The sequence below is a fragment of the Fluviicola sp. genome (assembly GCF_030151805.1).
Lineage (GTDB): Bacteria > Bacteroidota > Bacteroidia > Flavobacteriales_D > Crocinitomicaceae > Fluviicola.
The window spans coordinates 1-12146 of the sequence record NZ_JASLCN010000197.1; the positions used below are offsets into that span (position 1 = coordinate 1).

At 41.2% G+C, this 12146-nt stretch carries 12 protein-coding genes; 9 read left to right on the top strand and 3 right to left on the bottom strand.

Annotated elements, in window-relative coordinates; translation table 11 throughout:
• Both Q1V93_RS07380 and Q1V93_RS07385 read right to left on the bottom strand, forming a co-directional pair.
• Nucleotides 1–704, bottom strand: a 704-nt coding sequence (locus Q1V93_RS07380) for a hypothetical protein (RefSeq protein WP_300663303.1), incomplete at its 3' end; no start/stop codon positions are given.
• Nucleotides 701–1066, bottom strand: a complete 366-nt coding sequence (locus tag Q1V93_RS07385) for a hypothetical protein (protein WP_300663305.1) — start codon at nt 1064–1066, stop codon at nt 701–703. The genes Q1V93_RS07380 and Q1V93_RS07385, both read right to left, overlap by 4 nt.
• A gap of 140 nt (nt 1067–1206) precedes the next feature.
• On the opposite strand from Q1V93_RS07385, the gene Q1V93_RS07390 reads away from it, so the two are divergent.
• The 9 genes from Q1V93_RS07390 to Q1V93_RS07430 all read left to right on the top strand — a co-directional run bounded on the left by Q1V93_RS07390 (nt 1207) and on the right by Q1V93_RS07430 (nt 10804).
• Nucleotides 1207–2049: a transketolase gene (locus Q1V93_RS07390; RefSeq protein WP_300663307.1), complete on the top strand. Its 843-nt coding sequence runs from the start codon at nt 1207–1209 to the stop codon at nt 2047–2049.
• A gap of 35 nt (nt 2050–2084) precedes the next feature.
• Complete coding sequence (locus Q1V93_RS07395; protein WP_300663309.1) at nt 2085–3404, top strand: VWA domain-containing protein; 1320 nt, start codon at nt 2085–2087, stop codon at nt 3402–3404.
• A gap of 2 nt (nt 3405–3406) precedes the next feature.
• Nucleotides 3407–4360, top strand: coding sequence for a transketolase family protein (locus tag Q1V93_RS07400; RefSeq protein ID WP_300663310.1), 954 nt, complete (start codon nt 3407–3409; stop codon nt 4358–4360).
• A 4-nt stretch (nt 4361–4364) separates the two neighbouring features.
• Nucleotides 4365–4928 carry an RNA polymerase sigma factor gene (locus Q1V93_RS07405; protein WP_300663312.1) on the top strand — a complete coding sequence of 188 codons (564 nt, stop codon included), beginning with the start codon at nt 4365–4367 and terminating at the stop codon, nt 4926–4928.
• A 22-nt stretch (nt 4929–4950) separates the two neighbouring features.
• Nucleotides 4951–5490, top strand: coding sequence for a hypothetical protein (locus tag Q1V93_RS07410; protein WP_300663314.1), 540 nt, complete (start codon nt 4951–4953; stop codon nt 5488–5490).
• 12 nt (nt 5491–5502) lie between these two features.
• Nucleotides 5503–5994: a hypothetical protein gene (locus Q1V93_RS07415; RefSeq protein WP_300663316.1), complete on the top strand. Its 492-nt coding sequence runs from the start codon at nt 5503–5505 to the stop codon at nt 5992–5994.
• The gene (locus tag Q1V93_RS07420; RefSeq protein WP_300663318.1) at nt 5966–7171 is read left to right on the top strand and encodes an aminotransferase class III-fold pyridoxal phosphate-dependent enzyme; all 1206 of its coding nucleotides are present in this window, start codon (nt 5966–5968) and stop codon (nt 7169–7171) included. The genes Q1V93_RS07415 and Q1V93_RS07420 overlap by 29 nt, the downstream gene beginning before the upstream one ends.
• 146 nt (nt 7172–7317) lie before the next feature.
• Nucleotides 7318–8478 (top strand): kelch repeat-containing protein, encoded by a 1161-nt coding sequence (locus Q1V93_RS07425; protein WP_300663320.1) that lies wholly within the window; start codon nt 7318–7320, stop codon nt 8476–8478.
• A gap of 160 nt (nt 8479–8638) precedes the next feature.
• Entirely contained in the window at nt 8639–10804 is a 2166-nt protein-coding gene (locus Q1V93_RS07430) for an FUSC family protein (protein WP_300663322.1), read from the top strand.
• Nucleotides 10805–11017: 213 nt separating this feature from the next.
• Here the strand turns inward: Q1V93_RS07430 and bioA are convergent.
• Nucleotides 11018–12146 (bottom strand): adenosylmethionine--8-amino-7-oxononanoate transaminase (gene bioA, locus Q1V93_RS07435; RefSeq protein ID WP_300663324.1); only part of this gene is annotated, 1129 nt, incomplete at its 5' end.

The window sequence follows — 12146 nt, forward strand, 5'->3', positions numbered from 1 at the left end:
CCACCATCCGAAATATTCCAGCTATATGTTACGTTTCCAACATTTTGAGGATATCCCACTCCTGTAGATTCCAATGAGTGAGGAAAGATTGGTTTCGCAACAAGCAAAATACTGTCACCCAAACAAACATCTACAAATCCCGTATCAATCGGATTCAATGCATTGGTAGAAGATCCGTTTACAAATGCTTCCATATGCATCTCAAAAGGTTGTGCAGGGTTACCACATTCAAGACTTGCTACCCATCCTGCTCCTTCATTCGTACCATCAGAAATAAATACGATTGTCAAACAACCACTTGGGTTATTCCAGGACGCAGTATGTGTAAAGCCTAATGGATTTGTAACAGAATTATGAACTCCCATCAAAGGAGCACTTGTAGTTGGTCCGTCATAAACATAAATGGAATCTGATCCATCTACAGCAAAAGCGTATCCTGCATTGACACCAAAGGTAACTCCCATTTTGGTTCCTTGAGACAAAGTCGGACACATCACCAATGTGTCGTTGAAATTGGGAATATAATTACCTGCCGCTCCACCAATATCATAAAAATTAGTGTTTGTTCCATCAAATATGGTACAATTTGCCGGGTTGCTTTGAGGATGTCCGGGATCTACTCCCATAGTAATTGTTTGCGAATATACCGATCCGGAAATAACGAAAACTAAAGCCGTTAAAAGAAACTTCATTTGTCTTTTCATTGTCTTGCCATTTTCATTTCACCATCCAATGCCCATGTAGATTTCACAACCAGGTAGTTATTTGTTCCGGTTATCTTATAGTATTGATCTCTTTCAGTAATGGCAATTCCCATTGCAGCAGGATTTACTTTTTTCGCAGTTTCCATTGAAATTTCACCATCATACTGGATTGGTTTCCCATCCTTAATAACTTCTTTCGTGATAAAACTGCCGTTTAAAACAGCATATTCTTGCATTTCTTTGGTTAAGGACGGAACCGGGTAATGTGAACCGTCTCGGGTCTTCAGGACCTTAGTCGTTCCCTGTCCATAGGATAATCCCACAAACAAAAAAAGACCTACGGAGAGCATAGTCTTTATCATAGTTTAATGTTAGTTATTTACTAATGCAAGACTCTTTTATAAAATAAAGAGTTGCACGAAGGTTTAAAAGTAGTTAAAAAAAAAACGGAGAAAGTGCGAATTTAAACCTTAGATTTGCAATGCCAAATTAGGATATAACAATGGAAATTCAACAATTACATGCAATTGCATCACAGGTAAGAAGAGACATCGTTCGCATGGTTTCAGGAGCAAATTCCGGTCACCCGGGTGGTTCTTTGGGATGTGCAGACTTCTTAACTGTACTTTATTTTGAAATGATGAAACACAATCCGGATCATTTTTCAATGGATGGAAAAGACGAAGATTTGTTCTTTTTGTCAAACGGGCACATCTCCCCTGTTTGGTATTCCGTTTTGGCACGTGCCGGATATTTTCCAATTGAAGAATTAGGAACTTTCCGTAAATTAAATGCACGTCTTCAGGGACATCCGAGTGTGGATAAAAAAATCCCGGGAGTTCGCATGGCTTCAGGTTCTTTGGGACAAGGTTTGTCTAATGCCATCGGAGCAGCTTTAACTAAAAAGTTGAATCACGATAAGCGCCTGGTTTATTGCCTTCACGGTGACGGAGAATTACAGGAAGGTCAGATTTGGGAAGCGGCTATGTATGCGGCAGCAAATAAAGTAGATAATTTAATTGCTACGATTGATTATAACGGACGCCAAATCGACGGTGACGTGGAAGATGTCCTTTCCCTTGGAGACCTAAAAGGAAAATGGCAAGCTTTTGGATGGGAAGTTCTTGAAATGGACGGTCACAACTATACAAGCCTGATCGATACATTAAATAAAGCAAAACAATTAACCGGAAACGGAAAACCGATTGTCATCATTATGAAAACCGAAATGGGTCAGGGAGTTGATTACATGGTTGGTTCTCACAAATGGCATGGTGTGGCTCCGAATCCTGAACAACTGCAACTTGCTTTGGATCAATTGGAAGAAACATTAGGAGATTATTAATGAAATTTTACGCAGTCATTTGTTGTTTGTTTTTAATGAGCTTTACTAAAGTTCAGGGGCAAGAACTGACTCGTATTTTGTTCATTTTAGATGCTTCAAATTCCATGAACGCCAAGTGGGGAGTTCAAACCCGTATTGAAGCTGCCAAGGAATTATTGATCAAAACCGTAGACAGCCTGAACGGATCTGCTAATCTGCAAATTGCTTTACGCGTATACGGACATCAATCTCCTATTACGGCAACATACCAGGATTGTAACGACACCAAACTGGAAGTTCCTTTCGGACCGGATAATTTTATTCGTGTAAAAAACAAGATCAAAACCATTCTTGCGAAAGGAACAACTCCGATTGCAAGATCCCTGGAAGCGGCAGCTTCGGATTTTCCCGATACCAATGCTCGGAATATCATCATTTTGATTACGGACGGATTGGAAGCTTGCGACAACGATCCTTGTGTTATTGCAAAAAAACTGCACGATAAAGGAGTGAAGGTTACACCTTTTGTCATTGGTTTAGGTTTGGATCTTTCATACCTGGAACAGTTCAAATGTATCGGAAGCTATTCCGAAGCGGAAACAAAAGAGGCTTTCAGTAATGTATTGAAGAGCGTTATTTCGAAAGCAGTTATCAATACAACCGTTCAGATCAACCTGAATAACATCAACAAGGTTCCGAACGAAACGGACGTGACCATGTTCCTGTATAAAGCCGGAACCAAACAATTGGTCTATACGTTTGTTCATACACTGAATCGCCAGGGAAACCCGGATACTTTAACGATGGATCCGAATTTCAAGTACGATTTGGTTGTCAACACGATTCCGAAAGTGTATAAGAACAATATTTCCATTGTTAAGAATACTCATAACATCATCCCGGTTGATTGCCCGCAAGGATTTATCAAATTGCGTTTTACAAATGCAACAAGTCCTTATCAGGTTCTTTCGCGTGTTTATCAAAAAACGGATCAAAAAACACTGAACACGCAATCAGTGGGTTCAACGGACAAATACATCGTTGGAACCTATGAAGTAGAAATTTTGAGCTTACCGAGAATTTATCACACGGTTCAGGTAAGTCAAAGCGCCACGGAAACCATTGATTTACCTGCTCCCGGACAATTGAATTACAGTGCTACCAAAACGGTAGCAGCCCAGATTTTTGTGATCCGGGAAGACGGAAGTCCGGAATGGGTTTGCAACCTGGATCAGGTTTCCCTCAAAGGATTGATTTATCTTCAACCGGGAAACTACCGCCTGGTTTACAGGCAAAAACAATTAAAATCAACAAGTTACACTGTTGAGCAGAATTTTAAAATACAATCAAATAAAACAACTTCGATTAATTTATAGCAATGAAGCAATTTGAAATTTTAGGAAAAAAAGATACGCGATCAGGATTTGGAGAAGGTTTACTGGAAATCGGAAAAAAGAATCCGGATGTGGTTGCATTGTGTGCCGACTTAACAGGTTCACTGAAAATGGATGCTTTCCAAAAAGAATTTCCTGATCGATTTTTCCAGGCAGGAATTGCAGAAGCGAATATGATTGGAATGGCTGCCGGAATGACTATCGGAGGAAAAATTCCTTACACGGGAACTTTCGCCAATTTCTCTACAGGTCGTGTCTACGATCAGATTCGTCAATCCGTAGCATATTCTCAAAAGAATGTAAAAATTTGTGCTTCTCATGCAGGTTTGACGTTAGGAGAAGACGGTGCAACACACCAAATCCTGGAAGATATCGGAATGATGCGCATGCTGCCTCATATGACAGTAATCGTTCCATGTGATTTCAATCAGACAAAACAGGCTACAATGGCAATCGCTGAACAAAATGGCCCTGTTTACTTACGTTTCGGAAGACCGGTTGTTCCTATTTTCATTCAACCGGATGCCAAATTTACAATTGGTAAAGCAGATGTATTGGTTGAAGGTACGGATGTAACTATCATTGCTTGCGGACATTTGGTATGGAAATCAATCGAAGCAGCTCAACAATTGGCGGAGCAGGGAATCAGTGCAGAAGTAATCAATATGCACACGATTAAACCTTTGGACGAAAAAGCAATCTTAGATTCTGTTAACAAAACGAAATGTGTTGTTACTGCAGAAGAGCACATGCTGAATGGAGGTTTAGGTGATGCCGTTGCGCAGGTACTTGCGCGGCATTTGCCATCACCACAGGAATATGTCGGAGTAAATGATACTTTTGGAGAATCCGGAACACCGGACGAGTTAATGGTGAAATATGGTTTGGATACGCCAAACATTGTTGAAGCAGTAAAAAAAGTAATCAAACGCAAATAAAAATATGACTCAGATTCCCGATGAAAATACACTCATTTCTTATTTTCATCGGGATGATGATCTCGCTTACAAAGCTTTTACCTGGATCGTAGACATTCACAGCAAACGGCTCTACACAACGATCCGCCGCTGGGTCAACAACCACGAACTAACCAACGACATCATCCAGGAAGTTTTCATTAAAATCTGGAATAACCGGAAGCAATTTCAGGGTAACAGCGCACTTTTTTCGTGGATTTACCGGATTGCTTATAATGAAACCATTCATTTTCTAAAGAAAGAAAACAAACACAAAAGTTTAGACATCGACGAGCCGCTTGTTGCTTTTGCGCACCATTCGGAACATTACGGAAAACTAAGTGCCGAAGAAATTTCCAAACTCCTGTTTGAAGCCATTGAAACGTTGCCGGAAAAACAACGCATGGTCTTTGAATACAAGTATTTTGAGGATTTGAAATACGATGAAATTGCCCAATTAACCGGAGGTTCTGTGGGTGGATTGAAAGCAAATTATTTTCACGCAGTCGGAAAAATTGAAGAATATTTAAAGGGTAAATTAAACCATTGAACAAACTAAGAATCTTAGAGTTATGGATCAAAAAAGCAAATATATTATTGACGATTTAAAGGTGAATCCGGTTCAGATGCCTTCAGAAGATTATTTTGAAGCTTTGAAAACGAATATCCTGAATCAGATCGACAATAATGTCCCGATAGCTATCGGGATGGAGCAGAATGGTCATGCAAAAATAATTCCACTCTACAAGCGCTGGTATGTTTGGAGTTCCGCTGCAGCAATTCTTTTGTTTGCCATTCTCTTTTCCTGGAACAATCCCAATGCTGCGGATGAATCCACAACAATTAATCTGTCATCCGTCAGCGATGAAGAAATCTATGAATATCTGAATCAACACATTGAAGATATTGATCCGGAAACAATTGCAGTTCACCTGAATTCCGACAAACTGGCTCAAAATGATCAGCAGGTCATCCGGGAAGTCACTAAAAAGAGCAGCAATCAATCCGTTTCGAACCCGACTCTGTTTGAAAACATCAAAGATGAAGAGATTTTAGATTATTTAAAGGAAGATTCCGGTGAGTTGGACGAATATTTACTCATTGAAAGTTAAAACAACATCATTATGAAAATAGTACAGAAACTGGTTTGGGCGCTAATTCCCCTTTTATTTGCCAGCACTGCCTTCAGTCAGGCATCCGGCGATGATAAAGAACGGGACGATAAAATCGAAGCGTTGAAAGTTGGATTTATTACCAAAGAGCTGAGTTTAACAACCAGCGAAGCAGAAAAATTCTGGCCCGTTTACAATGAAATGGATGCCAAAATGAAAGAGCTGCGTCAAAGTTGCCGGAAGATCAACAAGGAATTGAAGGATTCCGAGGAGAAAATGACAAACGATGATGCGAAGAAAAAGTTAAATACACTTTTTGAAAACGATCAGAAAGAGCTGGATCTGAAAAAAGAATACAGTGAAAAATTTATTAAGATCATCGGTGAAAAAAGAACCTTAAAACTCTTAAGTTTGGAGCATGAATTCAGACGTGTTCTCCTTGAACGATTGAAAGATCGTAAAGACGGAGATCCGCATGACAAAAGACCTTATGGAAAACCGTAAAGAAGACTTTTTAAAACATTTAGGACAAACAAATCCCTTCCCCTATTTAATTGATGTTGAATCGGCGGAAGGGATTTTCATTTACGATAAATCGGGCAAACGCTACACCGATATGATTTCGGGAGTTTCCGTTACCAATATCGGAAACAGACATCCGCAGGTAATTAAACGCATTCAGGAACAACTGGACAAGTATCTCCACGTAATGGTTTACGGAGAATTTATTCAGGATTCTTCACTGGAAATGGCTCGTTTGCTGCGGAAATTCCTTCCGAAAGAACTCGATTGCGTGTATCCGGTCAATTCCGGAACGGAAGCCAACGAAGCCGCATTAAAACTGGTAAAACGCGTTACAGGAAGAACACAACTGATCTCCTTCAAAGGTTCGTATCACGGAAATACCCACGGTTCTTTAAGTGTTTCTGCCAATGAGATCAAAAAGATTGCTTTTCGACCGCTTTTACCGGATGTTGATTTTATCCGCTTAAACGAACTGAAAGATCTGCAACGCATCACCAAACGAACTGCCGGAGTAATCCTGGAAACCGTTCAGGGAGATGCCGGAGTGCGTAAAGCTTCAACGGAATTTTTACAAGCCCTGCGTAAACGCTGTGATGAGGTTGGCGCATTGTTGATATTCGACGAAATCCAATGCGGAATGGGTCGAACAGGAAAAATGTTTGCATTTGAGCACAGCGGAGTTATTCCTGATGTACTGACTCTTGGAAAAGCACTTGGTGGAGGTTTGCCAATTGGAGCGTTTATTTCAAAATACGAATACATGAATGAATTGAGTCATTCACCGATGCTGGGGCACATCACTACTTTCGGAGGAAACCCGGTGATCAATGCAGCAGCCTGGGGAACCTTAGAAGTATTCGATACCGAAATTAATTTCCGGGAAGTAGAACGTTTAGGAGCATTATTGGAAAGCTATCTGCAGGAAATAGATGAAATTTTCGAAATCCGGCGCGAAGGAATGATGTTCGCCTGTGATATGGAAAGTAACGAGCGCGTTGCGAAAGTCGTTGAAAAATTGCTGGAATACGGAGTCATCAGTTTCTGGTTTCTTTCCCATCCTTACAGTTTCAGACTTTCTCCGCCATTAAATATTACAGAAGAGCAAATTCACGAGGTCGGGAAATTGATTCAGCAAGCGGTTCACGAAACGAAATAATGACGAATTCCCGGTTCCGAATTCCTAATTAAAAAATGTTCAACCCTGATAGCTATCGGAATCAAAAAGTTTAAAGTTTCAATGATTCGTAATTCAAATAAACGATTTTCTCTTTTCCTGCGTTAAGCGCTATAAAGCATTTTGCCATGAAAGGAATTATTGTCCTGTTTTTAGTTATAAGTTCATTTGTACATAGTCAAAATTGGTCGTCCATTACTTCCGTACCGACCATCGGAAGAGATGATGCCGTAGCGTTTTCCCTCAATGGCTTCGGGTTTATCGTTACCGGAAACTTAAACGGATTCGCTGAAAGCAACAACCCGTTTCAATACGATCCGAACACCAATTCCTGGACTGAAAAAGCAGTATTTCCCGGAACAGCAAGACAATATTCGAGCGTTTTTACTTTATACAATAAAGCATATTTGATCGGCGGGTATTCCGAATCTGGTCTTGCACTGAAAGATGTGTGGGAATATGACAGTTTCACCGATACCTGGACTCAAAAGAACGATTTCCCCGGGCTTGCCCGCTGGCACGCCACAGGAACCAACATTCGAAATCTTGGTTATTTTGGAATGGGAACTACAGCAGATTCAACGCTTTCAGATTTTTGGAAATACACACCAGAAGCAGATTCCTGGTTCCAATTGCCTTCTTATCCCGGTGGATCAAACCGAAGCGTGTTGGGTTTCCCCTTGTTAGATGATTTGATCTTTGGAGAAGGCTTCGACATCAATCCAATTTCCTACTCCAACTCCTGGCATGTATTTGATCCTCAAATCGAAAAATGGAGCACTTTCACTGATTTTCCAGGTGGAAAACGCTCTTATGGGACTGCAATCAGCAATGGAGTGAGTGCACTGATTTGTGGCGGAATGGATGAAAACAGTGTTTTTCATAATGATTGCTATTACCTGGATCATACCAAAAAATGGCAGCTTGTTTCTCCGCTTCCTGTAAACGGATTAAAGGGTGCAAAAGGTTTTTCGCTAAACGGGAACTTTTTTATCGGAACCGGGTTAAATCAGAATTTTGCGCGGGTGTCTGATTTTTACCAATGGAATCCTGTTCCGAAAACGCCACCCGAAAGCGTGTTATTTCCGAACCCAAGTAAAGATTACTTTCGTTTGATTACCGAGGCAAATGCGAAAGTTTCCGTTTTCAACGTCGGTGGGTATTTGGTAAAACAATATCAAGCCGATGATGCCGGATTCCTGGAAATTGCACATTTACCTATCGGGTTGTTTTTGGTATTCATTGAAGGGAAAGACAGGAGTGAAGTGAGAAAAATAGCCCGTAATTAAAGTAAAGCTTTAACCTTGTCCCAATATTGGGAAATTACATCCGGTTGAGGCGATTATCTTAGAAAAAAACTTAAAATTCCAACCTTCCTCCCCATTTGTCTGAAACTGCACCCCCAATATTCATACATAGTCCTTATATTTGTTAGGAAATTCACTCCCTATGCGGTTTCAGCCGATAAAGCAGTTTAACACCATTCTTCAACAAGAATATTTGGAACCCACCATTAGTTGGTCCATTCGGGTGGTTCTGGCGTTAAATGTTCCCTTGATTGTCTTCCCGCTTTTCCTGGGGTTTTCCTATCACATTATTTGGGCAGCTTTTGGAGCGTATATGCTCACGCTGATTGATTACCGCGGATCACATTACCGGAAAATGCTCATTCAGAGCGTTGAAGCGATCCTGATTTTGATTGCGGCGATTCTGGGAATGAATATTGGTAATTCCGTCATTCTTTCTGTCATCGGGATGTTTGTGATCGGTGTTTTCGCAGCATTGATCCGGAATTGGAGCGATTACGGTTCAACCATCGGGGTTGGAGTCGGATTCTTTTACCTTTTCGGAATTTCAAATCCCAATACATTCGGAGAATCCCTCGTTTACGGAAAATACATCATCTATGGCGCACTTTGGGCCATTGCCATTATATTTCTTTCATTTCCATTCACAGCTTCCAATCCGATGCGGCGTTCTATTGCAACTATCTGGAAGAAAAACACGGATTACCTGGATGCGGTTTTGGAAAACTACCTGGATCCGGAAATTGACAACCAGGATTTGAGGAATATCACTTCGAAGGAAATTGAAATCCGTGCTGCAATTGATAAAAGCATGGAGCTCTTCAACAGGCGAAAAGAAAATTCGCGGTTCAAAGCCGAACATTACGATCAGATGATTGAAGCACGGAAAGTTGCTGCTTACTTCGGTGCAAGTGCCCGTGTAATTCATGAAGAACTATATGCCCTGCGCGGACATACTTCTCTTCAAAACAGCCAGTCAATTATTTACAAAACCATTTCGGCTCTTTCACAAGCTTCGGCACGTTTATCCATTGTTATTTTCACTTTCAGAGGAGAAGATTTGACCATGGCAAAAGTGCGCATCAAACGCTTTGAAATTGCGGTAAGAATCCTGAAAAGTACGCTGAAAGAACAAACCTGGAGTCCGGAAGAATTATTTGCGCTCAAACAACTCGTGTCCAGCCTGGAACAATGTTATGAATACTTGCAAGACAGTATTGATCTGATCCATGAAAAACTCAATTTCAAACGCAGTAATTATTTTGAAAACTATAAATTATCCTTCAATCATTTTATTGCAGGATTGCAACCACGGGTTATTCTTCAGATTATCCGGGAAGTTTTCAATATTGATTCGCAGCAATTCAAGTATTCTCTTCGTGTTGGACTTGGCCTGGCGCTTTCCGTTTTTATTTTCAAATTTTTCAAGATCGACCACGGTCACTGGATTGCATTGACTCTTTTGATCGTTATTCAACCTTATTACGGTGCTACACGAAAAAAAGGATTCGAGCGGATTATCGGTACGGTTGCCGGAATTGTGGTCGGTGGAGCAATCATGCTTTTGCCGATCAAACACGAAACGTTTGTCGTGATCCTGATCTTCATTTCCTTTTTCGTAGCTTATTATCTGCGGAATAATTACAAAGTCGGAGTCTTTTTCGTGACCATTATGATGGTGGTCATGATGCAGCTTTCGAAGCAAGGTTCCTGGGATTTAATCTGGTGGCGTGTTCTTTCGACCTTGATCGGATCTGCACTGGCAATCCTGATTAGTTTTGCCTTCTGGCCTATCTGGGAAAAACAGCGCTTCCCGTCCTTGCTCAATCATTCGTTCAATCAGAATTTATTTTTCCTGAACCAGGTTATTTTAAGCTACGAGAAAAAATTACCTTCCGGAATCACCTGGCATCGAAGCAGACGTTTGAGCGAAGCTGCGAATAACAACCTGTTTGCCTGTGTTCAGCGGATGTATGAAGAACCCCAGGCGCACCAGCGCGAAATCGACGTGCACTTTGCCAAAGTAGGATCGAATGTGCGCATTTCCAGGGAAATCACTAGTCTGGCCTTTGGATTGGAGAAAATTACTTCCGACAAACTTGCGCCTGTTTTGGATGAGTATATGGAAGAAATCCAGATCATTTTTTACAAGCACATGCAGCGGGAAAGTAAAATCGACTTCAAAAAAGCACGAAAAATCCTGCAAAATCCGGTTCTTACGGAAGACCAGCTTTCCCAGGCAGTACAAGTTGATCTGGAAAAAATTGTTTTTGAGCTGGAAGCTTTGCAGGCGTTTCGGGGGAGATAATGAGAAATTAAACCGTCCTCCCCCTTTATCCTCCTCCAAAGGGGGAAAGCTAAAAATTCCCTTTAAAGCAAAATTTTGCTTCCGAAAATCAATATGAAATCATAAAATTCTCTTTTTGAAAGAGGATTGAAATCTCCCCCTTTTGGAGGAGGATAAAGGGGGAGGAAAAACAGATTCACACAATCAAAAACCTATTACACATATCTGTAACACTCACAAATCATCCAGAAAATCCAGCAAAACCACATGTAATTTGTCCAATTCCTCTTCCGAAATACAATACGGCGGATTCAGATACAAGACATTTCCCAAAGGACGAATCAAACAGCCTTGTTCCAGGAAGTAATTGTACGCTTTATCTCTGATCGAAGAAAAATAGTTGTTTCCCTCGCCTGTTTCAACCTCAAAACGCAAAATTGTTCCGCACAAACCGATATCTTTCACTTTTGGATGTGCTTTCAAAGCATCAGTGAAAAAGCGGTGTCTTTCTTCAATCCATTCAATCGAGTCCCAGGTTTCAGGTTGTTCAAACAAATCCAGACTGGCATTTGCAACCGCGCAAGCCAAAGCACTTCCCGTAAACGAATGCCCGTGAAGTAAGGCTTTTGCCGTTTCCGGATGAAGAAACGCATTGTAAATTTCATTCGTTGCAACTGTTAGCCCCAAGGGCAAGACACCTCCGGTCAATCCTTTCGACAAACAAACAATGTCCGGTTCCTGTTCACAGAAATTATGGGCAAATAATTTTCCGGTTCTTCCCCAGCCTGTCATTACTTCGTCAAAAATGATCAAAGCACCGTATTTGCGAGCCAATGAAACAAAAGCATCCAGCCAAACAGCATCGTACATGCGCATTCCGGCGGATCCCTGAACCAAAGGCTCCACAATAATTGCAGCCACTTCACCACTTTGCAAAATCTGCTCTGCGTGAATCAACGAATTGCTTCGCGCATCACCAACTGGAAAATCAATGAAATCCACATCGAAAAACAAATGCTCGAATGGTTTGTTGAAAGCTCCGCGCTGCCCGATGGACATGGCTCCGAACGTATCTCCGTGATAAGCTCCGTCTAAAGCAATGATACGTTTCTTCGGGTTGTTTTTATTGTACCAATACTGAAACGCCATTTTCAAAGCCACTTCAATTGCGGTTGAACCATCATCAGAGAAAAAGACTTTTTCGAGTTTTTCCGGTAAAAGCGATGTAATCCGGTCTGCCAGCTTAATTGCCTGTGGATGCGTTGCTCCGGCAAAAATCACATGATCCAGCTGGGAAAACTGTTCCTGCAAGGCTTGCGCCAGGTACGGATGACCGTGCCCGTGTACATTCACCCACCAGGAT